The organism is Paenibacillus phytorum (genome assembly GCF_013141715.1).
Classification (GTDB): Bacteria; Bacillota; Bacilli; order Paenibacillales; family NBRC-103111; genus Paenibacillus_E; species Paenibacillus_E phytorum.
Genome location: NZ_WHOA01000126.1, coordinates 1 through 26,334 on the forward strand (window position 1 = coordinate 1; position 26,334 = coordinate 26,334).

Below are 26,334 nucleotides of genomic sequence, written 5' to 3' on the forward strand. Positions count from 1 at the left end.
CGCGCCAGCGAGAGCTCGCTGAGAAGTCGGATACGGCCTTCTCAGCACTCAACCCAGACCTCACACGCCGTAATCGGCAGCTGAGAGGTCTTTTTTAACGCTCTGGCGAAGCTCGCGCCAGCGAAAGCCCGCTGAGAAGTCGGATACGGCCTTCTCAGTCCTCAACCCGGACCTCACACGCCGTAATCGGCAGCTGAGAGGTCTTTTTTGGCGCTCTGGCGAAGCACGCGCCAGCGAAAGCCTGCTGAGAAGCCGAAAAAGGCCTTCTCAGTCCTCAACCCAGACCTCACACGCCGTAATCGGCAGCTGAGAGGTCTTCTTTGTCATGCACGCTAGTGATCTTACTCCGCCTTTTGTTTAGCACATTATGATTCTACTTTGCATTTTATAGAGAATCTAATATAGAAGCGAGGTGATCGGAATGGCTCGTGCAAAAGCTGTTTTACAGCCCGATTTAGTATTGATCAGTTGGACAAGAAACCCTCTTAATCCAGGTTCAGCTCGCAGGATTATTGCAGCTCGTGTAATTGGTGGTGCTCAACCCTGTAGGATTACGTTGGTACCCAATGGATTGCTTATCAATGCCTTAAACTGCTTATTAGACCATGACATTGGTTTTAAAATCGTGTTCCAGAAAAAAACTTCAAGTTTTAGCGGATATTTGGTGTTACAACGCAATCGATAGTTGGTTGTTAAAAAGATAGAAAAGATCCACAACATTGGGTTGTGGATCTCTTTACTTTTCATGATTAAACTGATAGAAATATTTTTATACTGCCATCTTTAGAATAGAATTCAAAATCAGTTTTATATGCTCTTCTAATATCACTTTTCCAGATATCCACCCAAGCGTTAAAGACGCCTTGTGGATCTGTATGATCTACTTCTACAACATGGTAGTTTCCTGCTAAAATTATGACACTACTTTCATCAATAAATTTCTCTTCAGAACCAATATGCAAATCATAATCACCTGTAAAATCACTTGAATAATTATTATAAACTGCAAATATATCACCTTTTACATTTAAACGAAGAAACTCTTCCCACAGACTAAGTATTTTATCTGTATTTTGATTATTTGTTCTTATTCTTTTGCCATAAATAAGTTTTTCAGTAACTGCTGCATGCATGTATATTTCCTCCTACTAGTTTTAATATAGAAAATATAACATTCATAGTATGACAACTGTCTGTCAGCTTTCGTAAATAAATTTAATTTCGTTCCTGTATTCATTTTCAAGCCATATTGGAGATAATATCTTTACATGTCTGCCAAACATGAGGAGGAATGGCAGTATATTTTTAGTAGTGTCATAATTAAAGTCTACCTTTAAGCTCCCATCTTCAAGTACCGATATTTCATCATCCGTAAAAAAATCGTATAACTTACCAAGTTCACTTTTTGAAAACAGTAATATAATCTTCTCTATTTTAACTGACTTAGCGGTCAAGTACTCATTTGCCTCCGTATAAGCAGTTCTAGTATTGTCATATATGACTTCCATATTTCTTATTCTAGTCAATTTAAATAATCTCAAAGCTTTTTTGGATTCACAAAAGGCTTCCAAATACCAACTCCCATTCATAAAATTTAATTTTAAAGGTTGAATGATTCTACTAGATATATTTGCTGTTTGGGAGACATAATGAATACAAATTTTATTCCCCTCATCAATGATAGATAGCACTTTTTTTATCTTCACTTTTGTTTCTTCTTCAATCGTTTCTCGGTGTAACGTAGATGATGTTATTGTAATATTAGAATGAAATTCTTCCTTATTTTCTTTCAATAGCTCTATTTTTCGTTGTAAAATGGATAATTGATGATTATCAAACAACTCACTTTTTAAAGTTAAACCTTCTAATAAAAATTTCTTTTCTTCTTCGTTAAATGTAAATTTATCAAGTTGATAGTTATCAATTAAAGTAAACCCACCATTCTTTCCAAGATAAGAAATAATAGGGATTCCGATTGCTGATAAAGCATCCATATCTCTATAAATCGTTCTTTTACTTACTTCAAATTCATTCGCTAATTCGTCAGCAGAAACTAATTTTTTCTTTAATAAATAGATAAGTATGGAGAACATTCTCGCTGTTTTCATGGCATCCTCCTTGTTTGATCAAATTACCATATTGCCTAATTAATTCATACCATTTCTTTTATAAGAAGGAGCTACAAGACTTGGATATACTGTTTAAAGAGGTCAGCAATAATCACGAGATATCTGTATACGATACGTCGGAGTTATATGGTGAAAAAGGAAACTTCCGAGTATTGGAGTTTTCCAATAGGGCTATACAAGGTGCGCTGGATTTGAATAATCCCGAACGAATCCTCTTTGAATATCCAAGGGCGATTATCCATTTAATGGATTACAACACCCCATCATTCGAGGATGTGTTTGTCATTGGGCACGGAATTGGAACGATTGCAGGGCATTATTCGGAGAAACGATTTAAAGTAGCGGAGCTTGATGATAAGGTTGTGGAGTTAAGCAAGAGATTTTTTGGATACAGCAAGGATAATGTGATCGTTGGTGATGGACGCCAGATACTGGGAAGTGAAGAACCGCAGGCCTACGATTATATTATTTTGGACGCCTTCACGGAGAAGGGGACTCCTCTGCATTTAACATCTAGGGAATTTTTCAGAATAACGCGGGAAAAACTCGATTCGCAAGGATCTATCATCATGAATCTGATGGGCAAAGGCGAGAATGATCAGCTCCTGAACGCCATTCATACGACTCTTAGCGAGGAATATGCTTATATCAAATCGTTTGCCCTGCCATCTGAGGGTGCCGCCGACATCCTAAATATCATTATCATGGGCAGAAACAAACCAATCGGATTTCAAGCACGCCACATGGCGGGTTTCACAGAGATTGAACTTGGACAAGGCTATGTCATTAGGGATAGCTGCCCAAAGTGAGAAAAAAACGTTATCGTTCAAGTGAACGGATAACGTTTTTATGTGTTAGGCGAAGAATTTTTTTAGCGGTTCCCAGTAGTTGATATGCCAACCTTTAGACAAATGTTCACTTTGGTCCTCAGGAAATCCTGTATGGCTCAAGGTTAAGCGAGTTCCCTCCCCTTGTTCCTCCAGCTCGAACTTCACTAGGGAATATACGCCCTCTTCCCAATCCTTGATACGCCATGCTTGAATAATTCGCTTATTTGGCCTTAGCTCTATATTCTTCCCTACGACCATCCCTCCGAAGCAGGAGAAGGTGCCGCTGGATTCGGTCGACGTTTCTGTCGGAGAGCCTCCCATCACCTCACTAAACAGTGTTGCATCGGTCAATGCCTCGTAGATGCGACTCGGACTCACGGGGAATACCACCTCTTGTTGGATCGTAGATGCACATTTGCTAGATATTGTCGTCATTGTCTTCTCTCTCCCTGTACTTGAAGTTGTAGAATATGTAAGCGATTTGAAAGTCAAGGTATGTCGATGCCTCATCCTAATGAAGAGACAGGGCAATGTTATTTTCCCCAATTCTAGGTAACCTATGAAGGAATATGTAGCCATAACAACAAATATTGCGACGTCTAGTTGCTCGAAATTGGGATGGTCTTTTTTGGTGTTGTTCGTTACCTATCGTTTATAATAAAATAAGATTAAAGTTCAAAAGAAAAGGTGTCATTCATGAGCATATTAAACGTAGAACGACTAAGTCACGGCTTTGGAGACCGCGCCATCTTCAACGATGTATCCTTCCGCCTACTCAAAGGCGAGCACATCGGACTCATCGGCGCTAACGGTGAAGGGAAGTCCACCTTCATGAACATCATTACAGGTAAGCTCCAGCCGGATGACGGCAAGGTCGAATGGTCCAAGCGTATGCGCGTTGGTTACCTGGATCAGCATGCTGTACTTAACAAAGGCCTTTCGATCCGCGACATCTTAAAGGGAGCCTTTCAATATCTGTTCGACATGGAACAGGAAATGAACGATATGTACGCCAAGATGGGCGACGTAACGCCAGAAGAGCTTGAGCAAATGCTTGAAGATGTTGGAACGATTCAGGATACACTGACGAATCAAGATTTCTACATGATCGATGCCAAGATCGAAGAAACGGCCCGTGGACTTGGCCTTACGGATATTGGACTAGATAAGGACGTCAATGATTTAAGCGGTGGGCAGCGGACGAAGGTATTGCTTGCGAAGCTTCTGCTCGAAAAGCCGGATATTCTGCTCCTCGATGAGCCGACGAACTATCTGGATGAACAGCATATCGAATGGTTGAAACGCTACCTGCAAGAGTATGAGAATGCCTTCATACTCATCTCACATGACATTCCGTTCCTCAACAGCGTTATTAACCTGATTTATCACATGGAAAATCAAGCCTTAAATCGCTATGTTGGCGATTACGAGCATTTCCAGCAGGTTCACGAAATGAGAAAGTCGCAGCTTGAATCCGCGTATAAGCGCCAACAGCAGGAAATCTCTGAATTGAAGGACTTCGTTGCTCGTAACAAAGCGAGTGTCGCGACGCGGAATATGGCGATGTCCCGGCAAAAGAAGCTGGACAAGATGGAAGTCATCGAGCTAGGTAGAGAAAAACCGAAGCCGCAGTTTAATTTCAAGGAGGGGAGAACGGCTGGTAAGCTGATTTTTGAAGCGACAGATCTCGTTATCGGTTACGAGGATCCCTTATCCAGACCGCTCAACCTTCGCATGGAGCGAGGTCAGAAGATCGCGCTTGTTGGGGCGAACGGAATCGGTAAAACGACATTGCTGCGCAGTATTTTAGGTGAAATCAAGTCACTATCCGGGTCTGTACAAAAGGGAGATAACCTCCAAATTGGTTACTTCCAACAGGAGATCAAGGATTCCAATAACAACACCTGTATTGAGGAAGTATGGAATGAGTTCCCCTCGTTCTCACAATTCGAAGTACGCGCGGCGTTAGCCAAATGCGGGCTCACAACCAAGCATATCGAGAGTAAAGTTGTGGTACTCAGCGGTGGTGAGAAAGCTAAGGTTAGGCTTTGCAAGCTGATCAACCGTGAAACGAACTTACTCGTGCTCGATGAGCCGACGAATCACTTGGATGTCGATGCGAAGGATGAACTGAAGCGTGCTCTCCAGGCGTACAAAGGCAGTATCCTGTTGATTTCCCATGAACCGGACTTTTATCGCGATGTCGTAACAGAAACATGGAACTGTGAATCTTGGACGACGAAAGTGTTTTAAATTGTAACTAAGGAGCTTATCTAGTCGCTTGCGATTAGATAAGCTTTTTATATTTATGTATCAGTCGCATGATGATATTTCAAACTGGCATCTTCCCCCGCGTCATCATCATTTGCATGCGTTTCATGTGAATGAGAACCGTTCGAATGAACCATCCCACTCGCACTCCCAAGCCCACATACATGGGGATACAACTGCACCATATGATCTGTTTTCTCACTATCCCAAGCCAATAATGCAGCATGCTCACCACTCTTCCATGACCGTTCTTCTCATTTGAATTTATTGTAAATGAGATCTCCCGGAATAAAATCAGTCCTTAGACGGAATTCCTCCTCCTCTGACACCAAAGCGATAAAAACTAAAAAACATGCTAACTCACTAGACCACAAGTGAATTAGCATGTTTTTAAATGTATTAATTCTGATGCGCTAAGTCTCGAATAAAATGCGTCCTGTCTGCGATAAGTCATAACCTTGGATAGGACGCAGCTCATTGTGGAAGGATTCGGATTGTAAGACTTGCTTAACTCTCTCAATCCATTCTAGGTTTTCCGGTTTCTTCAACATGACAAGGTCATATCGTTCTTGAATAAGCGGAATGAACTCAACGCCGCCAACCATATAAGCTGCTTTTTCAATCCCTACTCCGAAATCCGCTTCACCCGTGGCTACTTTACCAGCCACGCCCATGTGATTCGATTCCTCCTGCTCATAACCGCTTAGCTGTTGATGTGGAATTCCATGAAGACGGAGCTGCTCATCGAGAAGAACACGTGCGCCAGAACCTTTTTCACGATTGACCAATTGAAGTCCAGACTTCTTGAGGTCAGCCCATCCGTAGATCTGTTTAGGATTTCCTAGCTTAACGTATAAGCCAGCCGATCGTGAAACGAGATTCATAACAAGATAGGAAGAACCCGTCAGCAATTTTCGGATATAGGGAATGTTATATTCACCTGTGTCACCATCCAGCAAATGGGTACTGACAATATCAGATTCACCCTTGTACATCGAGATTAAACTATCCAGACTTCCCACGTAAGAACGAAGCGGTCTGTAATTGGATACATTCCTCTCGATATGTTTGGCCAAAATGTCCAAGCTAACATCTTGTCCTGTTATAACTAGAGATTGTTTAGAAGATGAGGCAGCATGGAATTGCTGCTGTGCAGGAGGTTCGGCCAGATCCTTTTTGGGAGTAGAGGCCATACCTCCTTTCGTACGTGTTTTATATGCCTCGAGATCAGATGCGTCTACGCGCATTTGCTTTCCGACACGATAGGAAGGCAGATCACCTTTTTTAATTAGATCATAGACGGTTAGTTTGGAAATTTTCAAAAGCTTAGATATTTCTTCCGTTGTATAGGAAATGTCAGCTGTCATTGTAAACCTCCAAAAGCATGTTTTTCATAAAGTACATACATCAAAACTGCTGATACATTATCATCTATCATAAGCTGATAAATAGGGTATTTCAATCCCGTTGTTTACTAATTAAATATGGTTTTATATAATGATCATTAATTATACTATTTTATTTATAATCAAATAGATATAAACTTAAACTCGGAGGGTACATAATGTTAAAGTTAAGAATGTTTAGTTATGTTTTATCATGTTTCGTTATATCGGCAATGATTATCACAGGGTGCTCGAGTCAAAAGGAACAATCCGTTGCAAGTACAACACCAACTCAAGCCGTTCAAGCAACAGCAACACCTACTTCGACACCAGTACCCACTGAGAAAGTCGAATTAACGATTTCCGCAGCCGCAAGCTTAACCGATGCCTTCAAAGAGATTCAAACGAATTACGAGAACAAGAACAAACAAATTAAACTTAATTTTAACTTCGGAGCTTCTGGGGCTCTGCAACAACAAATCGAACAAGAAGCTCCTGTAGATCTATTCTTTTCGGCAGCGACTAAAAATATGAAAACACTAGTCGACAAGCAGTTGATTGATCCAACACAGCAAAAAAGCTTGCTAATTAATGAATTAGTTCTTGTTGTTCCAGCTGATGGTAAAGTGAATGTACAAAAAATAGATGATTTGACAAACGAAACGATCAAACACTTAGCAGTCGGAGAACCGCAGACCGTCCCTGCTGGCAGCTATGCCAAAGAGGCACTAACTAACGCGAAGCTTTGGGACACACTTCAAGCCAAAATCGTACAGGGCAAGGATGTACGCCAAGTACTTACCTACGTAGAGTCCGGGAATGCCGAAGCCGGTTTTGTTTATAAGACCGATGCGTTGACTTCAAAAAATGTGAAAGCAGCTTTTAGTGTTGATTCAAAAACGTACACGCCCATTGAATATCCTGCCGGTATTGTAAAAGCAACAAAACATAGCAAAGAGACCGCTGACTTTTACACCTATCTTCAAAGTAAAGAAGCACAAGATGTGTTTGTAAAATACGGATTCTCTATTCCAAAATGATGATGAAACAGATTAACTGGACAGAATTTGCTTATCCTATCATCCTTTCGTTAAAGGTTGCTGTCGTATCAAGCCTTTTCGTTCTTTTGATTGGTGGATTAGCAGCATGGGGAATGTCGCGGCGGAAATTTCGCGGAAAGACATTGTTAGAAACTACGTTTCTTCTGCCTTTGGTACTGCCTCCGACAGTCGTAGGCTTTATCTTGCTGGTCTTATTGGGTAAAAAGAGTTGGATTGGGTACCTCATGGAAAGCTTCTTCAATCAGTCGATCATATTTACATGGGGGGCTGCGGTGATCGCTTCGATCGTGGTGGCCTTTCCTTTAGTTTATCAAACGATGAAAACCGGATTTTCCTCGGTGAACAAAGATCTGGAGGACGCTGGGAGATCAACGGGAGCAAACGAGTGGCAAGTTCTACGCTATATTACCTTGCCTTTGGCCTGGCGCTCTGTTACAGCAGCTTACATTCTTGGCTTTGCTCGAGGGCTGGGGGAATTCGGTGCAACACTTATGATTGCAGGCAACATCCCTCACAAAACCCAAACGTTGCCTACCGCCATATACATTGCTGTTGAATCTGGTGATCAAACCCTAGCATGGTGCTGGGCAGGAGCCATTATCATTATCTCATTCGGACTGATGTTTTTCGCTAACCACAAACCCAAGAATTAGAGAAGTTGGATGTATAGACAATTTTCATGTCCGGAAAACATATAGGAGTTTCATTTATATTTTCCGGACCTGTTTAATTCATAAAGCTAATCTACTAAATATACCTTCTCACCAACATGAATGGGTCCCGTCTTTATGACAGAAGCATAAACTCCGAAATTTAAATTCATCTCCTCGTTAATTTTCTTCAACAAAGAAACATCGCGTTCGAGTGTATCTGGATCGATTGTAGTCATTGAGCAACGCTCACAATAACTATCAATTTGTAATTCAGAACTGCCTATCCGTATTCGCTTACCTATCCAATTACCTTCATTACTAGAGTTTTCATCTAGTGTCACAACTAGGTTTGCTCTAAAGCGCCTTTTATCCAATCTCTTTTCCCATATCTCTTCAAGCTTGCGTAAAGTAGTGTCCGTAATGATTAAGATACTCCCTGAATCGACAGCCATCCGATCAGCGTTCTGCGGTTTATAGCACTTCATAGACATCTTTCTTTTGGAATACCTTTGGATTTCATCTAATAATTCTTCACTCCAGTTAAAGATTCGCCCATCTGGCGATGTTACTACTAACTCAGGCAGCTCACTTTCATGATCCTCCCTTATGATTTTCGCCTTATAAGCAAGCATGTTAGGGATCTCTCTAGCCGTGATGAAACTATCCCATCCTTCTTTTGTTTCATCAATAAAGGCAAAACAGCGGTCGCCGTCTAAACCACTTTTCACAATATGGCTAGCCTGTAAAGCCTCTCCCGCAAATGACTTTACAGGAAATCGCTTTATTTCACTAATTTCACCTACGCTATGTAATGTCAAAATAGATCCTCCTAGTCTTTACACTTTTATCTGCAAATGACCTATTGCTTTCAAAAGTTACATTATGTATCATCCGTATATAACCATATCAATTCCACTTCATTCTTGCATTTGAAAGTGAGGACGCCTATGGATGTCGTTCGTCAATTTTTTATCAGTAAAACACTTATTTGGTTACTTTTCTTATGTTGTACTGACGCAATTTTTACGGATATTGGCCTTCATCTGGCATTTATCGAGGAGCTAAATCCACTTATCCGAAGCATTTACGAGTGGCATGTTAGGGCTAATCAATATTCCGATACTATGGCCGTACCCATTTGGCTCCTTGCCAAGTATGAATGTAATACCACATTTCCCCGTTTGGAGACTTCCACTCGCGTGAAGCGGTGACGGTTTGTGGTGTGAAGGTGAGTACCTGCGCAGTCAATGAAGCGTCCATATACGGTGTGTTCAGTGCAATGGATGCTGCTGTCAGTTCAAGACTAACATTACTCAGCTTCACCCCGAGCTTCGCATCGTTATCGAAGTCACCGGTTAACCGGGAAGAGATTTCCTTAGCGAGGTTAATCCATTTACCAGAACCGTCTGTTACGACAAAGTACCAGCCCTCTATTTTTCCAATCCCATGAACGGTTTGCGGCAGCTGAGGCCCAGGTAACTCGCCACTATAAGGGAAGGGTAATTTGTAATAGTGAAATGGGACAGGAATGTCCAGCTTAAGGTTGACCTTCTCAACACCCTCAAACCCAAGTCCATGGGAATCATTTGCGTGTATCCATCTTAGTCCTTTCGATGTATCGACTTTATACCAAACGCTTGGAGGAACCATTCGCGCTTGCTGCATATACTTCTCAATAGGCTTTACGATCTGAGGGGTCAGCTTCGGCTCGTCAGACAACGGTTTCTCGAAAGGCAGCATATAAACCTCAGTCTCCTGTTCAATCGATATCATTCCTTCGACCGGAGAACCTTTGTATTTTTCTGCATAATGATACGGGCGAATCCACTTGTCGCCAAGCCACGAAGTTTTTATTAAATACCACTTATCGTTGGAGTAGCATGGCGTGTAAGGGTCGCACACAGAGATAGAGGCAACCGCCTGAACCGTTTGCGGAGAGAGTTTGTACGCGGTCATCTTCATCGGTGACGCTGAGTCATACAGATCTGTTTCCTGTTCAAGTAAAGTCAGTGTTTGCTCCTGAAGCTCCATTTGTCCGTATTTGTACGCGCCTTCCTTCAAGTTAATCCATGCCTCTCCAAGCCATGTCATAACCGGCACTTTATCCATACCAGTGATGCCCAGCAGCATGTTACTCTTTATCGGAGCTAGGTGGACAGACTGGAAGGCGCTAAGCGAGCCGATGGCCTCATCCGATCTTGTTTCCTTGCTTGCATATAAAGTAAACTCGTCCAACAAGGTTACATAAGGCATAGCACTTGGTGCAGCAAGCCCCTGTTCAGCCTGAGAGAGCTGCGGCCCGGATAGTATAACTATGGCTGCTGCCAGCAGCGAGGTTAACCATTTGCTCAAATTAGTCATCTCCTTTCGATAATTAGACGTGAGTTTTGCATGAAAGTTACAATTTTTCCCTCGAATTGTCCAACGCGCGACAAAGCGCCCCACCGATTGTCGGATAAGGCGCTCAAAGATATTACCGATATTCCACAAGCTATTTACCCGTGGCGATTGCAACGATATTTTGAACAATATGATAGATGATTAACGCGGCAAAAACGAGCACAGAAATCGTAGCGTAAATTCTTCGAGGATTCTGGTACCACTTTGGAAATTGTTCAAGTCGTTTAGGTGATTGAAAGCCTTGAACGATATCGCCATGCTTAATTGCCTCGTTAAAAGGCGCCCTCTCTTCTGTGGCAACCTCATTGGCTGATTTCTCGGTTTGATGCAATGTATTGTCATTAAAAGGATTGTAGGAAGTATCTTTCATGTTAGACCTCCTTCACGTTAATATCCTTATTATACCATTTTATAAATACCGTTCTACATATTAGTTAGGAATCCAAAATACCTCCATATTAAAGGTATCTTTATCTTTCTCCTGACTCGTGCACCCTGTAAAAGAATAAACCGTGTTTCGCTCTTCTTTTATACCTTCTATCCCTTTACAAGTATATAAGGCTGTTGATGTTTCACCAAGATACGTAATATTTTGTACATATGTAATCATTTTGCCGTTAAAATGAAAGGTGCTGAAATTATTAATATCTTTCATATCATCAAACCAAATTCTGGTGAATGAATCACTTTTCCCTTCTTGAACATGTTCTATAAACTTGATATATCTATCCGAATTGCTCGTTACCCCTCTGTAAGCTAATATGACGCTTATATTTTCCGTCAATTTTGATGAGTGATAATAAAATTCCTTTTCGATGTTTTTAATGAACAAAGTAATATCTTTACGCAGCACAACTCCAGAAAGAATTAGGAGGAGTATAAAAGATGAGATAACATATTTTTTCACAAAGCAGTCCCTTTCTTATTCGGCAGCTCACTTAAAAGTAAATTTCCTTGTTTAGATAAAATGTGTATGCCCTCCATATTCCCCCTAATTATAAGGCGTAAAAAATAGTTAGCAATAAAAAAAGCCACATTGAATTCTCAACATGGCTCTCCTATTTTTCATTTTAATTCAATCTGCCGGGCTCCTTATTAACTTCAAAGTTAGTCGTATCGCTATAGCTCTCACCCATCGCCTGATAGTTAGACGGAACTTCCTCATCTGTCTGGTCCACATTATTCGAGATAGCGTTAGCCGCGTTCTCTTCCGGATTCGAGGTTATTGCCCAGCTAACTGGACGTCCAAGCTTCTTATGCAATTCGTTTTGATCCAAAGAAATCCCTCCATTGTCCATAACAAAATACACTTCAAGTTATTGTTACTCAATGGAGTGTATTTCATTCCAAGCCATGGACAGTCATGTCCCTTCTTCTTTAACAATGAAGCTATAAGCGCCTTTTCGTCGCTTAACGGCCGCCTTCGCTGTGCGGTGGTAGTGCTGGTTCGTCATCTAACGACTCCGGTAATTCGTTTGCAGGGCATCTTACTTTACGCCAAGTATCCGATCAATCTCAACCTGAATACGTATAATCCCCTCATGACAGACATCCACATTTATTTCGTTTTCCATCTCTTTTTCCAAAGCCAGAACCGCCGTTAACAATGGCTCCGCGTAGAAATTTGCTGCAATACCTTTAAGCGTATGAACCATTCTGCGTGCAGTCGCTTTCTCCTGATTGATGATCAACGGCATAAATTGCTCTGAGAAATTGCGGTAATCCTGCCTGAATTTCTCCATCATATATTGAAGAATATGTATTTTATGATCGATATTTCTCATGATTTGCGTGGTGTCTACACCCTCGATTTCAAATAACCAATTCGGATCTAGCCACTTCTCAAGCATATTGGAAAGCTGCTTTTCATCTACTGGTTTAATCAGGATGTCATTCAGCCCAAGTTTAAGAATTTCCGGCCGTTCCTGCATCATGACATCTGCCGTAAGGGCAATGATCGGGATTCTATTCATCTGTTTGAGCTTCCTCAGCCGCTGTGTTGCCTCATAACCATCCATCTCAGGCATATGAATATCCATTAGAATCATTTTCCATTCCTGCTGATCAACAAGTTTCAGGACTTCATAGCCATTCTGCGCAATAACCGCTTGGTAACCTAATTGTTCAAGAAGACCAATAATCACCAATTGATTAATTTCATTATCCTCAGCAACTAAAATACTACCTCTGGACATAGACGACGAGTTATTTACGTCAATGGAATGGTTTGCAGAGCCTTGAGATGCCTCCAGTCTACGTTGATTCAAACCTTGCAAACTTTTCTGCAATGTCAGCCTGCTGACGGGCTTAACAATAACTGCATCCGCTTTCAGCTGCGATGGCAATTCGGACATTTCCTCTCTGCCTTCAAGTGTTGTAAACGCAATCACTCTCGTCTGTGTGCGATCTATCGCATCTAAGACACGGCGCCAAGTGGCGGGATGCTGCATTTGATCCATTTGCATATCCAGGAATATATAGTCATTTGCCGACTTGTTCGCGCTATCATGTTCCAATGAAGCAAACAAATCAGATGAGGATGTAACCATATCCACATGAAACTGAAAGGAACCTAGGAGCTCAGATATATGCTGCGCTACAACTGGATGATCTTCAGCTAGCAGCGCACGATTATTCCCCCGCGGTAGCCCAGCGTGCTTATGCAGCCGATTTGCCTCTTTCCCTGCATTCCCCTTTGTACCAAACATCAGGCTAAAATAAAAGCGACTGCCTTCCCCAAGGACAGTATCTACCTGCAAAACGCCCCCCATAGACTGCACCAAATGCTGACAAATGACAAGTCCTAAACCGGTACCGCCATACCTGCGGCTTATGGATGTATCCGCTTGCGAAAATGGTAAGAATAGCTGCGATAGCTGCTCCTTAGAAATACCAATTCCAGAGTCTTCCATTGTAAAAGAAACAACGACCCCTTCGTCCACATATTTCTCGAGCCGAACTTTCAATCGGATATAGCCTTGCTTGGTAAATTTAATCGCATTATTAGATAAATTAATGAGTACTTGTTCTAGACGAAAGGAATCACCGCTAACGATATCCGGTAAATCTGCTGGAGTATCCAGCATGATCTCAATTCTCTTTTTGCCTATAGATACGCTGACCAGATCGGCAACCTTTTGGAGCGATAGTTCTAGTGAGAAATCCACCATCTCTAAGGTCATTTTGCCTGCCTCGATTTTTGAAAAATCAAGAATATCGTTAATCGTTGCAAGCAGGACATTCGAGGAACAATCAATTTTGTCCAAATAATCCTTCTGAATCGTCGTCAATTCTGTTCGTTGTAAAAGTAAAGAAAGTCCAATAATACCGTTCAGGGGCGTGCGTATTTCATGACTCATCCTAGCTAGAAACTTACTCTTCGCCCTGTTGGACTCATCCGCTTCTTCCCGCTTCTTCAAGTCGGTTATATCATGTACCGTGCCGGTGACGCCGGTGATTTCTGTTTTATCCTCATTGAATAAAGGGGACAAGATGACGTTATATGCATGCTGATTGCCATCCGGAAGCAGGAAATTGATCGCAAATTGCTGTGTCTTCCCCTTCTCAATCGTTTGTTCGAATATCCGCTCCCACTTCTCGGGATCATCCATCTGGACCAGATCCGTTAATTGCTGTCCCTTTGCTTGCTCAGGCTCTAGCTGAAAGGTTTGATGCATTTTGTAGTTCGTTGAGGAGATGCTTCCGTCCAGTCGAAATCTGAAAATAAAGTCCTCCGAGTTTTCCACCAACGTCCGATATTGCTCATCTCTGACTCTTGCTTTGATTTGCGCTGCACGGTGCTCGGTCACATCCACGGCAGACCCAATCACTTCATTGACGGAACCATATTTATAAATGGGTTGTAGGTTAACAAGGATCGTAGAGCCGTTACAATCGTATTCATAAGAGACTCGTTCACCTTGCCAAGCTTTATCATAATGCTGTTTTATGAATTGTTTAAACTCTTCACTAAATACATGGACTTCATCCAATTCTTTGCCAATAAAATGACTAGGTCTCAGACCAAGCTGATAGACCAGCTGTCCTTCAAATAGGATGTAAACGTATTGATCTCGGTGTTTATGGAATTTAAACGTAAAGCCTGCCTGAAAGCGCAGCATATCGATTAGTTCTTGTTCCACTTGATAGACCTGCTGCTTATACTCACGAGCCCGGAGTAAATATCGCAGAAAACAAGCTACAAGAAACAAACAAAGCAACTGAATGAAAATATAACTGTAAAAGACATCAAGCGGTGTTCGGTAAACAAGCCACATCATCGTATAATAGGACGGGTAGAAAATGACTCCTCCATATAACCATTTAAGCCAATACGAACGTGTTCTAGCAAAGATAATAGCAGTCCCCGTGACAGCTATCATTCCAAATAACAGCTGCGGAATATCTATGTGACCTTCAAAGATGTAACGCCCTATCCATAAACATACGAATGTAATACTTAAGGAGAAGAATCCTCCTAGATAAATAGAAAGCAGTAAGGCTACTCCGCGAAAGTTAATAATAACGTGATCATCAACGTGGACACTGAAGTGTAAGAGAACAAAGACTAACATTCCATGTGAAAGCCCAATGAAAACCTTATAGAGCCAAGTAGGCTTATGATTCAGTTTCATCGTTATGGAAAGCTGTTCCACGAATAATACAAAAATCGTTATAATAGCAAAATTGGTAATCAAAGCGTGAAGCAGAATAATCACCAGCCTATATCGACTTAGAATGTAGGATAATCACGCTATCCTGTTTGTTTGGTTTCTAGATGCAGCATTTCCTCGATACGCTTCGCCATGACCGGCTGGCTGAAATAATAGCCTTGGACCAGCCTGCAGCCGCACTCCCGAAGTACTTGAAGCTCCTCCTCTGTCTCAACACCTTCCGCTACAACGAGAAGATTCAAATTTCTAGCCATCGTAACCATCGTGTTTACGATAACCGCATTCACTTGGCTTTGTATCAATCCCTTAATAAAGGATTGGTCAATTTTCAATTTATCAATGGGAAAATCTCTGAGATACCCAAGTGAGCTGTATCCGGTGCCAAAATCATCCATCGCAACGCGAACACCCAGCTTCTTCAGCTGACGAAGTGCGTCTGCGGCCAGCTCAACTTCCATACTCATGCTTTCGGTAATTTCGAGCTCCAAGTACTTGGGGTGTAAGCCTGTTTTCTCCAAGATAGTCTGAATCATCCTGCTAAGTCGGCTATCATTGAACTGTCGTCTGGACAGATTAACCGCAACGAACACTTTGGAGAGGCCAGCCTCCTGCCACCTCTTGTTCTGCATGCAGGCTTCCTTCAGTACCCATTCCCCAATTTCATGAATAAGACCGCATTCTTCCGCTATAGGGATAAAATCAGAAGGAGGTACATGACCCAAAGTAGCGTTGTTCCAACGAATAAGGCTCTCTAGTCCTACAATTTGATTCGTATATACATCTACGACTGGTTGATAAGCAAGATGAAATTCCTGATTGTCAATCGCTCTTCGCAGGTAAAACTCGATGTCCATGCGCCTTTGGAACTGATCTTGTCTATGTGGCAGGGGGGTAGAAAGGACTGTTTCTACAATTCCTGTTGAATAGAAATGAGAGTCATAGACGCCTTGAATTCCGTTTTGAATAGCCATTTTGCATCGTTCAAGAAAATAAGAGGTCATAATCTTATTTTTCAATTCCTGGGATAACATTTCTTTATGAAAATAATCTGCCGCACCTAGCCGCATCGCTTGAATGGTCTTCATAGAACCTTCGGGTGTATGCGTACAAAGTACTACGACAGGAATAGGATTATGATTCATAATAAGATGAAGCGCAAGTAGACCATCTGAGTTAACCATATCTAAATCAATGATGACCAAATCTGGTTTACTAGCCAAGATGCAGTCAAGTACGGTATTTCCATGTTTCGCCATACCTGTCATTACGAACTGTGTATCCTTCTCAATTAAGAACCCTACTTCTGATCTTAATTCACTTGAATCACTTACAATTAGAACACCATACCCGTCCAAAAGACCCATTCCCCCACCACCCTTACAAGCAATAAATACGCATTATTTCACTATTATACTTTCCACTTATTAGGTTACTTACATAAATGGTACGAATTCACCCTTCTAATTTCGCTAATAATTTACTAACAATTTCTCTTAAAATGTCAATGATAGCGGTTTACTCTTAAATTTCGACACCGTATAATAGAATTAATGAGTAAAGTGTTAGCACATGCATTCCCTCTGTTCATTTCACGAATTTTGAATTGAAAATTTAGCTTAGTTTGGGGGAGTTTCTAATGGACAGAGTTCTACTAATTGAGGACGATGATATTATCGGAGAAATGATCTGTATGTATCTGAAAGAGGAAGACTTCCTAGTACTACGGTCCCACAATGGTCAGGAAGGCCTTGCTGCATTGCGTGAGTTCGAACCGGATCTCATTCTTCTCGATCTCAATCTTCCTGACTTTGAAGGAACTGAGCTGTGTACCTCCCTTCGGAACATAACTCCTGTGCCCATTATTATTATTTCATCCGACTCTAGAGTGAGCGAAAAGATTGAAGCATTCACCGTAGGTGCTGATGATTACTTATGCAAACCATTCAGCATGCATGAGATGAAAGCCCGAATACAAGCCCTATTGCGTCGTTTCAAATTGGGACACCCTCCCGAGACTCCAAAACTTCAGGTAGAACATGAAGTTACCGTACCAGCCATGAATTTAAACATTAATTTGGAAAAAAGAACGCTCTACGTCCGAGGCGAGTCCATCGAAATGACGTTCTCCGAATTCGAGCTTATCCGGCTGCTGTACGAGCACCCCGAACGCGTTTACCGCAGAGAAGATCTCATAAATGCATTGCGTGGTTTCGATTCCTACATAAACGACCGTGCCATAGACGTTCATATTACGAATTTGCGCAGAAAAATTGAAGTCAATCCCAAAGAACCGAAATACATAAAAACCGTGTGGGGCGTAGGCTATAAATTTGTCATGTGAAGATGGGGCTGTTCTAAAAGGCCAATTAGACTTTGAGGGCGGCAGCTACCGAGACAGATAAGAGCCTCTTGGAGCTTCTATCTGCGCAGAAAGTGGCTAATGGAGCGGAATAAGAGCCTTTAGAGGCTCTTATTTGTCGTTGATAGGGTGAAAAGCTAGCTACTCTGAGAAATAAGAGTCTTTGGGAGCTTCTATCTCCAAAATTCGATTTTAGAGTCGTTCAGCAGCTATTTGAGGGACGATTGGCTATTGTGGTTTGTAACTTCTACAACAATTCCCACGCCCAAGGCTGATTTGCAACTTGAAGTTGCAGATTGTACAACATTTCGAACCGATTTGTTGCGAAATGGTCTCTATGTGGCCCAATTGTTGTACGTAATAGTACGTAATACAACAACGAAGGGAGAAAGCCGGGATCTAGGCAGCAATTGTTGCATATTTTACAACATCATTCAGCCGCGAATAGGAATGCGTTCATTCGGCAACCTCAATTGAGTATATTTCACGATGGATTCCGATTTAGAACACCTTCGTTTTGAACTTAACTTTCTTCGCGTCAACCTTCACAATCAACCTCTTCCAAAAGTCCAACGTAACTGCATATTCCTTTTATCTACTCCCCCTATTTCCTCTGGCTTAATGCTTTCTGTGTCGTAAAACAAGGCAATTTGTTGAAACTAGATCTTTATACAAACTTTTACTAATTTTTAGCAAAAATTGGTTGACATAGAAATCATTGATCCTTTAGTATTGGAGTTCTGAAGCCACGCTTGGGGATTACCAAACTACGAAAACAAATGGGTGAGATCTTATGCACAGTAATAAATTAATTTTGGATTTGGGAAGTCATAGTGCCAAAGTGTTCAGGAAATCAAACGATCAAATTGAGCAAGTGGATGTTCTAACATGGGAACTTCTGGAGAGCGGGGTGGACCTGCCGTCTATTGAAGGTACTTTAAAGTCTTTGCTTTCTACGCAGGGCTCCTTTATCGAAGGCCTTGGTCAAGGAGACATCGAAGCTATCGGTACAGAAGCGATGCGAAGATCACCTCATTTGTCCGAACATATGCAGGAAGTTTGTAGGAATTTGAGGATTGCTTACAGAACCATAAGCCAGAAAGAAGAGGCTGACTTACTGAAAAAAGCTATAGCCGAATCGGATATCCCCAGTGACCTTGATGTGATCAATGCCGGGGGAGGCAGCATCCAAATTATTACGAGTGAAAGCGAAGCTCCTTATCTGATTCCATTCGGCATCTCGGATCTTAACCAACAATTCAACTTGCTTGGACCCCCAGATCAAAGACAGATTGCCACTTGTATCAAATGGCTCTCCTGCCGATTGCCGGCTTCCTTGGAGCAGTTTGCGTATACAGGCGGTGAGAAAACGTATTTGCGTCATTTCCAGATTGAGCTTGAGGATGATCTGTATTGCCAACGAAATGATTTCACCCAACTAACCAGACAATTGGCAGCGCAGGACCTCCAAACCTTAGAAGCCAACTCTCCCTTCGATCCCAAATGGATGCGTGGGGCCATTGCCTCTAATTGTGTCGTTCTTGCTGGTTTGATCAAATCAGGCGCTTCTAAATTCATGCCATCGGATCTCAATATCGCTCATGGATTTATCAGACAGTTATAAATATTACCACTTTTGCAGCAGTCATATATAATCATTAGAGAACATCATACGCAAATAGATAAGGTGGGTTTACTCGCATGACGAAGATAATGAATGCCGTTATGATCAAGGAGTATGGTGGGATTTCAGGTATTGAATTTGGCGAGACTGCCATTCCGGATATTAACAGCGGCGAGGTGCTGATTAAAGTACATGCTGCCTCCATTAATCCCGCCGACTTATTATTTCTGCACGGTAATTATGGGATACAGCGAGAACTGCCTTCGGTTGGCGGCATGGAAGGATGCGGAACGGTTATCGCTACAGGCAACAGCCTTGTCGCACGAATGCTAAAAGGAAAACGTGTCGCCTTCGTATCCGAAGTTTATGGCTCCTGGGCGCCTTACACCAAAGCAAGTGCTATGACCTGCATGGTGCTGCCAGATCATGTATCTGATGAGCAAGGTGCTGTCTTCTTCGTCAATCCGGCGAGTGCCATGGCCATGGTGAAGATAGCCAAGCAGCATAAATCCAAAGCAATCGTTCAAACAGCTGGTGCTAGCGCACTTGGCCGAATTCTAGTGAAGCTCGGCAAAGAGCATGGTATTCCCGTGATTAGTGTTGTTCGCAAGGAAGAACAAGAACTGTTGCTGAGAGAATTAGGCGGACAGCATATCGTCAACAGCAGCTCAGCTACCTTCGAGAAGGACTTAAAGATTAAGTCCCATGAGCTTGGAGCTACCGTGTGCTTTGATGCCGTAGGAGGCGACTTGACGGGCCTCGTGCTATCGGCGCTCCCTGATGGCGCTACCATTTTCCAATACGGCCTTCTGGGAGGAAAAACGACAACGATCAACGCTGATGATCTTGTTTTTCGGCGGAAACGTATCGCCGGATTCTGGGCGTCCGATTGGGTGAAAACACAATCGATCTTTGAACTTCTCGCCCTGCAGGGCTCGATGAAAAAATCAATCGGATCACAGATCCAAACCGAAATTAGCCAAAACTTCCCGATGAGTCAAACCGTTGATGCCATCCAGCAGTATATGGCGAATATGACTTCGGGCAAAGTGCTTCTGCTGCCGGTCTAGATATTGGCATATAAATAAGCGCATGCGCCATTTGGGCGGCATGCGCTTGTTTGTGTTGGAGACCGTCGATTTATTCATCAATCTTGTTCTACATGAAGGTGTCTTAAATCGGAATCCATCGTCTTATTGGCTCACTTAAGTCTGCAAGATGAATGAATCTCTATTCACGGTTGAATGATGTTGTAGAAACAATCATGACGTCTACGACGCCACCCCCAAGAATGAAAATAATATGATCCTCCTCAAAATCGAATTTAGGAGTTATACCTACCAGTTGTTATGAGGAGGCACAATGAATGAATCGACAGCCTCTATCGTCCAATAATAATGATTCAACCCTATTTACAAACCAACGGTCGGTATGTATAATACGCTTATAGATATAAATAAGCGACGTATTAGGTTACAAACGTAAACGGAGGGATTACTTTGAAGCAAGAGGAACGCAGGCAGCAAACAACAAAGCTGCTGCTGAATTCAACCAAAGAGCTAATACGGGAAAAAGGGTGTCACTCGATCACTATGAAAGACATCATGGAGAAATCAGGATTGTCAAAGGGGGCTATCTTCCATTACGTGAAGAGTAAGGACGAAATCTTTGCTTGGGTACTGCAAGAACGGCTAGAAGAAACCAACGAACGCTTTATGAACGAAGTGGATCAAGGCCGCCCAACATTCGATAACCCTATGCAGAAGATCACAGAAAGTTTATCGGCTTTGGAAGATAGTCAGGACGTGACGAACAAGGTGCTTATGTATCTACTAGGAAAAGAGGATCAACCAATGGTCGCGGATGTTCTCAAGCAGTATTATGAGCGGTCAGTGCATGTATCCAAACAGTGGATAATGACTGGCCAAGAACATGGGGTCATTCCGGAATCAGTGGATACGGAAAAGACAGCGGAGATGTTCGTTCTGCTCTCACTCGGTTTACGCTTGCGCTCCTCGATTCCACTGGCTGGGACTTCTTTTAATACCCAAGATTATTCGTTGTTTATGAGAGATATGTTACAAACCAATTCAAGCCAATAGACTTTAACGGAGGGATATCCATGATACCTTTTTATGTGCTTGTTGTTTCGTTTACGCTATTTAGGGTTCTAGGTCTGTTCGGCTGGTCCTATTTCGACGGTTGGCAAACTCCGCTTCAACTAACGGTGGCCATCATGCTGCTCGTTACCGCTTCCGCCCACTGGGGTAAAAGCCGACAAGACCTGATCCGAATGGTTCCGCCCGCATTCCCGAGGCCGGATTTGCTGGTTACTGCCACTGGCTGGTTGGAAATTGCCGGAGCCATCGGTATTCTCCTCCCCGCTACTTCCCGCGTGGCTTCTATCTGCTTGGCGATGCTGTTTCTAGCCATGTTCCCAGCCAATGTGAAGGCAGCCCGGGAACGCTTAACAATCGGCGGGAGACCTACGCCTAAGCTGCTTGCTCGAACGCTGCTGCAGCTCGTGTTTCTCGCGGCGGTTCTCTTGACGGGCAGCGGTAGCTAACCTTTAATCCATTTTCTCATGTGTACGGTCGGACCGCTATCTCGCGCCTGCGGCCAAGCAACCCCGCCATAAGGATAAAAAACATCCTTATGAGGGGCCAAACACGCGGGCGGCGCGGGAAAGCAAAGAGATAGCGATGAAAAACATCGCTATCTCGCATCCGCGGCCGAGCAACCCCGCCATAAGGATGAAAAACACCCTTATGAGGGGTGAAACCCGCGTGTGGCGTGGGAAAGCAGAGCCATAGCAATGAATAACATCGCTATCTCGCGGCCGCGGCCGAGTAACTCCGACATAAGGATGAAAATCATCCTTATGAGGGGTGAAACCCGCGTGTGGCGCGAGAAAGCAGAGCCATCTTTGCTTAATGCGGCAGGAATCATGTGGTAGGTGCTATGAAATTTGTGAAAGTTGTCCTCGACTGTTTCATCTTGTCCGCTATATAAGCGCCTGCGACGGCAATATTGATTAGTACAGTAATGGATCGTTCGATTCCTCCTCCAAGATATCTTCTCATCCATCGCCAGTGATCCGTTAATAAAGCAAAAAACGAATTCCACTTCAAATCGAAGGGATCCGCTTGTTTGTACTTGATTTGTTTATGCTAGAGTTGCTTGTTTGTCTAGATCTCCGTAAGTATCGTGAGAATAACAGGTCTCCTGCCTGTTTTTTCATAAAAGAGTCTTCCTAGTACTTCTTTTACGTTCGTTTTAAGCACATTCCATTGATTCACGTTTTCTTTTTGGAGCCTGTTTATCGTTTCTGTTGCTAGAATATTAGCTTGATCCATCAGGTCTTCCGACTCTCGAACATAAACAAACCCGCGGGAGATGATATCCGGACCGGACAAAATTTTACCGTCACTTTTACTAAGCAGAAGGACCACGATCAAGATACCATCCTCGGCCAGTTGTTTACGGTCACGCAGGACAATGTTGCCAACATCCCCTAATCCATCGACAAGGGTATTCCCCGCATATACCTTGCGGCTCTGAGTTGCGACCTCATTCTTTATATCCACAACATCGCCATTATTTAAAATGTAGATGTTAGCCGGGTCCACGCCGACGCCTTCAGCCAAAATACGGTGCTGATGAAGCATTCTAAACTCGCCATGAATCGGAATAAAGTACTTCGGCTTCATCAACGTGAGCATTAACTTTAGCTCTTCTTGGCTCCCGTGTCCGGATACGTGCATGCCTGTAGATGAGCTCGAACCATAAATGACTTCAGCCCCCAGACTAAATAAATTATCGACAGTCCGCGACACATTGCGTTCATTCCCCGGAATCGGGGATGAGGATAGAATAACAGTGTCTCCACGCATAATTTCAACCTGACGATAATTGGAACGGGATAATCGCGATAATGCTGCCATCGGTTCTCCTTGACTACCGGTACATAAGATCGCTATTTGATCTGGAACCATACGATTGACCTCTCCCGCTTCCACCAGCATCCCATCAGGAACTGTTAGGTAGCCAAGCTCGGAAGCAATTCTCACAACATTGACCATACTGCGGCCAAGTAAGGCTAATTTCCGATTCGTTGCCTGAGCCGCATCCACAACTTGCTGAAGCCTATGAACATTAGAGGCAAAGGTGGCTATGAACACTTTTTGCTTCGCTTTATGAAAGGCATCTTCTATATGTTTGCCTACAAGACTTTCTGAAGGTGTGTAGCCAGGGCGCTCAGCATTCGTGCTTTCCGATAAAAGAAGTAGAATACCGTTCTTCCCAATCTCCGCCATCTTATGAATATCCGGGTATTGATTGTTGACCGGGGTCAAATCAAATTTGAAATCTCCCGTATGTACGACCGTTCCTTCAGGTGTATGAAAAACAACCCCCAAGCAATCAGGGATACTATGATTTGTTTTGAAAAAGGTAGACGTGATTTGTCCTAGTTCGATGCTCGAATCGGAGTCAATCTCAATAAATTTCGTATCCGCAAGCAGTCTAGCCTCTCTCAGCTTACCTTCAATTAGCCCTAGCGTTAGCCGAGTTGCATAAATTGGCATGTTCAATTGTCTTCGTATATAGGGAATGCCGCCGATATGATCTTCATGCCCATGCGTAATAATCAGTGCGCGAACTTTGTCACTATTTTCGAGTAAGTAGGTAATATCCGGAACGATCAAGTCAATACCGAGTAAAGTTTCATCCGGAAACTTTGAGCCACAATCAATGACAATGATATCATCCCCATATTGCACCACATACATATTTTTACCAATTTCGTTGATACCGCCTAAAGAGAAAACAGATAACTGATTGTCTGTCTTGCTCACCTGAAAAGCCCCCCCATATTTACATATCTGTTTTAATTTTTCCAGATTAGGGATAACCTATACTCCGATTTTCTTCTGACATCCATTTCCTGAATTCGAAGCTCCTTGTTAAAAACACAAAGAGGATCCGCGTGGGATCCTCTTTTGTTAATTAAGCAGCCAGAATAGCAGCGGCATTCGTACGCTTTCTGGCGTAGCCGCGATAAATAAAGGCGAAGACGATGGTCAATATGGCGATTCCGACCATGCCCCAGATGAGATTGTCGAACGCGCGCTCGGTTGGCAGAGACTTCTGCCAGACGAGTGCACTCCCCGATATGGCTACGGCGAAAGCCCCGCTGAAAAATTGCAGCAGCTGGAATAAGCCCATGCCGGAGCCGATCCGTTCCTTCGTCAACTGCCGTGATAGCTCGTTGGAGACCGCACTGGAGATAGAAGTGATGCTGATACTCGTTAGTATATAGACAGCGGCAAGCCCATAAAAAGAATGGACGGCAGTCAGCGCGAGCAACACAGTCGAAACCAGCAACACCCAAGGGGTGTAGCGGAGGAGCGCACCGTTACCGTATCGGTCGATGAGGCGGCCAACCCGATTGGATACTAGCATGGCAAGGAGCGCACCCGGAAAGAGCACAAGACCCGATACTGCCGGAGTTAAATGAAAAACTCTGGCCAGCATTTGCGGGGCGAGGAACAAGAAAGAGAAACTGATCATGTAGGCGCTAATGCCGATTGCACCAAGCGCCAGATATACTCTGTCGCCGAATAGGGCTGGCAGGACGAATGGATTCGACGCTTTGCGGATACGCACCGCGAACAATGCCAGGGCAATCACACCCACAACGAGTGCAGCTATGCTCTTCGATGTGAGGAAGAGCAGCAACCCCGTCGTACCCATCCCGATCAGGACGGCACCAATGAAATCAAACGAACCACGTGCCGCCTTTTCTCGGGGAAGTATGAGCAGGAAAACCGGGATCAGCAGCAGGGTTAGGCCGGTGATCACAAATAGGAAATGCCAGCCCAAATACTGAACGATAGATCCGCCAACGACAGGACCAAGCCCGAGGCCAAGTGAGGCGGCTGACAAGATGAACGACATGGCCATACCCCTGCGAGAAACAGGAATGTAACGAGTGACAAGCACGATCGCGAGCGAAGGAATGGCTCCAGCACCTGCCGCCTGAATAAGCCTCGTGAAAAGCAACAGCCCAAATCCATCGCTGAACATGCCAATCACGGATGCCCCGCCTAATGAGAGCAGTGCCGCCGTGAAGAGTCTTCGAATGGGCACGAAATCGGACAATCGGCTGAAAGTAATCGATGATATAGCAAAGACGATGGAGTAGCCCGTCACGACCCATGACGCCGTCGAGGGGTTGAGAGCGAATTGTACAGCAATTTTGGGCAATGCCAAATTGAACATCATCGTGTTCATAACGACTAGAATAATGGTAATGCAAAGTAACCAGGAGACCGTCCGTTCTCGCATAATACCGGGCACCTCTGGTTCGGATGGTTTCTCTACTTGCGGTAAATCGGTTGACATACGAATATTCCTCCACACTCAAGATGGTCTATCTTAAGGTTACATAACTATAAGCCGAAGTTAATTATCTATAATCAATTTCGTTACAGTTTAGCATGGCGGCATACGCATGTCAATGAACTTCTCATCGATAAGCTATAACAAAAATCACAGCCCCAAACAACAAAAACAGCTACCATATATCTATGATAGCTAAGAATACTCATATTAGGGGAAGTGCTTATCTATGAAAAAAGAATACATTATTCACTTTAAAGTTATCCACAAGGATAGCATACAACTTTTAAGAGGGCTTATATTCTTAGATGAAAATCAAAAACCTACCATATATGATTTTCAACAATGTTTAATAGACTGCGGTCACGAAGTTCGTATTGAAAATACAGAACAGGCTATTTTCAAAGCATATAAACCTGGGGAGCAGTATTGGATTCAGATTTTAAGAGACCAAGAAAACAATACAAGAGATTTGAATGTCGAGAATTTAGCTAAAAATTTTATGAAAAACGAGCCTACAGCCTAGTAATGATTAGTTAATAATCAC

General features: G+C 43.1%; 26 protein-coding genes. 12 read left to right on the forward strand and 14 right to left on the reverse strand.

The features are described from left to right. The first annotated feature begins 421 nt into the window (after nucleotides 1-421). Nucleotides 422-685 (forward strand): hypothetical protein, encoded by a 264-nt coding sequence (locus tag GC098_RS19240; protein WP_171644880.1) that lies wholly within the window; start codon nucleotides 422-424, stop codon nucleotides 683-685. A gap of 64 nt (nucleotides 686-749) precedes the next feature. Here the strand turns inward: GC098_RS19240 and GC098_RS19245 are convergent, their stop codons facing one another. Together GC098_RS19245 and GC098_RS19250 are read right to left on the reverse strand one after the other, a co-directional pair. Beyond that, nucleotides 750-1,133 carry a GyrI-like domain-containing protein gene (locus GC098_RS19245; protein ID WP_171644881.1) on the reverse strand — a complete coding sequence of 128 codons (384 nt, stop codon included), beginning with the start codon at nucleotides 1,131-1,133 and terminating at the stop codon, nucleotides 750-752. 63 nt (nucleotides 1,134-1,196) lie between these two features. Next, on the reverse strand, nucleotides 1,197-2,108 hold the full coding sequence (locus GC098_RS19250; RefSeq protein WP_171644882.1) for a helix-turn-helix transcriptional regulator: 912 nt from the start codon (nucleotides 2,106-2,108) through the stop codon (nucleotides 1,197-1,199). Nucleotides 2,109-2,188: 80 nt separating this feature from the next. Between GC098_RS19250 and GC098_RS19255 the strand changes: the two genes are divergently transcribed. Then, nucleotides 2,189-2,938 carry a spermidine synthase gene (locus tag GC098_RS19255; protein ID WP_171644883.1) on the forward strand — a complete coding sequence of 250 codons (750 nt, stop codon included), beginning with the start codon at nucleotides 2,189-2,191 and terminating at the stop codon, nucleotides 2,936-2,938. A 45-nt stretch (nucleotides 2,939-2,983) separates the two neighbouring features. On the opposite strand, the gene GC098_RS19260 is transcribed toward GC098_RS19255, so the two are convergent. Then, nucleotides 2,984-3,394, reverse strand: coding sequence for an SRPBCC family protein (locus GC098_RS19260; protein WP_171644884.1), 411 nt, complete (start codon nucleotides 3,392-3,394; stop codon nucleotides 2,984-2,986). Nucleotides 3,395-3,655: 261 nt separating this feature from the next. Here GC098_RS19260 and GC098_RS19265 point away from each other — a divergent pair, with 261 nt between their 5' ends. Beyond that, nucleotides 3,656-5,212, forward strand: a complete 1,557-nt coding sequence (locus GC098_RS19265; protein WP_029195725.1) for an ABC-F family ATP-binding cassette domain-containing protein — start codon at nucleotides 3,656-3,658, stop codon at nucleotides 5,210-5,212. A 53-nt stretch (nucleotides 5,213-5,265) separates the two neighbouring features. On the opposite strand, the gene GC098_RS19270 is transcribed toward GC098_RS19265, so the two are convergent. Together GC098_RS19270 and GC098_RS19275 are read right to left on the reverse strand one after the other, a co-directional pair. After that, nucleotides 5,266-5,445, reverse strand: coding sequence for a hypothetical protein (locus tag GC098_RS19270; protein ID WP_171644885.1), 180 nt, complete (start codon nucleotides 5,443-5,445; stop codon nucleotides 5,266-5,268). 198 nt (nucleotides 5,446-5,643) lie between these two features. Then, complete coding sequence (locus GC098_RS19275; RefSeq protein ID WP_171644886.1) at nucleotides 5,644-6,597, reverse strand: substrate-binding domain-containing protein; 954 nt, start codon at nucleotides 6,595-6,597, stop codon at nucleotides 5,644-5,646. A 197-nt stretch (nucleotides 6,598-6,794) separates the two neighbouring features. Between GC098_RS19275 and modA the strand changes: the two genes are divergently transcribed. Together modA and modB are read left to right on the forward strand one after the other, a co-directional pair. After that, entirely contained in the window at nucleotides 6,795-7,655 is an 861-nt protein-coding gene (modA, locus tag GC098_RS19280) for a molybdate ABC transporter substrate-binding protein (RefSeq protein WP_171644887.1), read from the forward strand. A 2-nt stretch (nucleotides 7,656-7,657) separates the two neighbouring features. Beyond that, the gene (gene modB / locus GC098_RS19285) at nucleotides 7,658-8,329 is read left to right on the forward strand and encodes a molybdate ABC transporter permease subunit (RefSeq protein ID WP_171644938.1); all 672 of its coding nucleotides are present in this window, start codon (nucleotides 7,658-7,660) and stop codon (nucleotides 8,327-8,329) included. 86 nt (nucleotides 8,330-8,415) lie between these two features. Here modB and GC098_RS19290 read toward each other — a convergent pair whose 3' ends face one another. After that, nucleotides 8,416-9,147 (reverse strand): MOSC domain-containing protein, encoded by a 732-nt coding sequence (locus GC098_RS19290; protein ID WP_171644888.1) that lies wholly within the window; start codon nucleotides 9,145-9,147, stop codon nucleotides 8,416-8,418. 129 nt (nucleotides 9,148-9,276) lie between these two features. On the opposite strand from GC098_RS19290, the gene GC098_RS41655 reads away from it, so the two are divergent. Beyond that, nucleotides 9,277-9,540 (forward strand): DUF5658 family protein, encoded by a 264-nt coding sequence (locus tag GC098_RS41655; protein WP_376773905.1) that lies wholly within the window; start codon nucleotides 9,277-9,279, stop codon nucleotides 9,538-9,540. Here the strand turns inward: GC098_RS41655 and GC098_RS19295 are convergent. The 6 genes from GC098_RS19295 to GC098_RS19320 all read right to left on the reverse strand — a co-directional run bounded on the left by GC098_RS19295 (nucleotide 9,452) and on the right by GC098_RS19320 (nucleotide 16,766). Then, on the reverse strand, nucleotides 9,452-10,681 hold the full coding sequence (locus GC098_RS19295; protein WP_171644889.1) for a hypothetical protein: 1,230 nt from the start codon (nucleotides 10,679-10,681) through the stop codon (nucleotides 9,452-9,454). The two genes, GC098_RS41655 and GC098_RS19295, sit on opposite strands and share 89 nt — an antisense overlap. A gap of 139 nt (nucleotides 10,682-10,820) precedes the next feature. Further along, nucleotides 10,821-11,099 (reverse strand): hypothetical protein, encoded by a 279-nt coding sequence (locus tag GC098_RS19300; RefSeq protein ID WP_171644890.1) that lies wholly within the window; start codon nucleotides 11,097-11,099, stop codon nucleotides 10,821-10,823. A 60-nt stretch (nucleotides 11,100-11,159) separates the two neighbouring features. After that, the gene (locus tag GC098_RS19305) at nucleotides 11,160-11,636 is read right to left on the reverse strand and encodes a hypothetical protein (protein WP_171644891.1); all 477 of its coding nucleotides are present in this window, start codon (nucleotides 11,634-11,636) and stop codon (nucleotides 11,160-11,162) included. A 163-nt stretch (nucleotides 11,637-11,799) separates the two neighbouring features. Beyond that, nucleotides 11,800-12,006, reverse strand: a complete 207-nt coding sequence (locus GC098_RS19310) for a hypothetical protein (protein ID WP_171644892.1) — start codon at nucleotides 12,004-12,006, stop codon at nucleotides 11,800-11,802. Between the two features lie 210 nt (nucleotides 12,007-12,216). Next, nucleotides 12,217-15,363 (reverse strand): response regulator, encoded by a 3,147-nt coding sequence (locus GC098_RS19315; protein ID WP_171644893.1) that lies wholly within the window; start codon nucleotides 15,361-15,363, stop codon nucleotides 12,217-12,219. A 119-nt stretch (nucleotides 15,364-15,482) separates the two neighbouring features. After that, nucleotides 15,483-16,766, reverse strand: coding sequence for an EAL domain-containing protein (locus GC098_RS19320; RefSeq protein ID WP_171644894.1), 1,284 nt, complete (start codon nucleotides 16,764-16,766; stop codon nucleotides 15,483-15,485). 272 nt (nucleotides 16,767-17,038) lie between these two features. Between GC098_RS19320 and GC098_RS19325 the strand changes: the two genes are divergently transcribed. From GC098_RS19325 to GC098_RS19345, 5 genes are all read left to right on the forward strand, one after another. Next, nucleotides 17,039-17,743 (forward strand): response regulator transcription factor, encoded by a 705-nt coding sequence (locus GC098_RS19325; RefSeq protein ID WP_171644895.1) that lies wholly within the window; start codon nucleotides 17,039-17,041, stop codon nucleotides 17,741-17,743. 811 nt (nucleotides 17,744-18,554) lie between these two features. Next, the gene (locus GC098_RS19330) at nucleotides 18,555-19,385 is read left to right on the forward strand and encodes a Ppx/GppA phosphatase family protein (protein ID WP_171644896.1); all 831 of its coding nucleotides are present in this window, start codon (nucleotides 18,555-18,557) and stop codon (nucleotides 19,383-19,385) included. 77 nt (nucleotides 19,386-19,462) lie between these two features. Beyond that, nucleotides 19,463-20,455, forward strand: coding sequence for a zinc-binding dehydrogenase (locus tag GC098_RS19335; RefSeq protein ID WP_171644897.1), 993 nt, complete (start codon nucleotides 19,463-19,465; stop codon nucleotides 20,453-20,455). A 429-nt stretch (nucleotides 20,456-20,884) separates the two neighbouring features. Next, the gene (locus tag GC098_RS19340; RefSeq protein ID WP_171644898.1) at nucleotides 20,885-21,487 is read left to right on the forward strand and encodes a TetR/AcrR family transcriptional regulator; all 603 of its coding nucleotides are present in this window, start codon (nucleotides 20,885-20,887) and stop codon (nucleotides 21,485-21,487) included. A 20-nt stretch (nucleotides 21,488-21,507) separates the two neighbouring features. After that, on the forward strand, nucleotides 21,508-21,951 hold the full coding sequence (locus tag GC098_RS19345) for a DoxX family protein (protein WP_171644899.1): 444 nt from the start codon (nucleotides 21,508-21,510) through the stop codon (nucleotides 21,949-21,951). 622 nt (nucleotides 21,952-22,573) lie between these two features. Here GC098_RS19345 and GC098_RS19350 read toward each other — a convergent pair. Next, nucleotides 22,574-24,241 carry a ribonuclease J gene (locus GC098_RS19350; RefSeq protein ID WP_171644900.1) on the reverse strand — a complete coding sequence of 556 codons (1,668 nt, stop codon included), beginning with the start codon at nucleotides 24,239-24,241 and terminating at the stop codon, nucleotides 22,574-22,576. 151 nt (nucleotides 24,242-24,392) lie between these two features. Beyond that, complete coding sequence (locus GC098_RS19355) at nucleotides 24,393-25,790, reverse strand: MFS transporter (protein ID WP_171644901.1); 1,398 nt, start codon at nucleotides 25,788-25,790, stop codon at nucleotides 24,393-24,395. A 226-nt stretch (nucleotides 25,791-26,016) separates the two neighbouring features. On the opposite strand from GC098_RS19355, the gene GC098_RS19360 reads away from it, so the two are divergent. Then, nucleotides 26,017-26,313: a hypothetical protein gene (locus GC098_RS19360; protein WP_171644902.1), complete on the forward strand. Its 297-nt coding sequence runs from the start codon at nucleotides 26,017-26,019 to the stop codon at nucleotides 26,311-26,313. The last annotated feature ends 21 nt before the right edge of the window (nucleotides 26,314-26,334 follow it).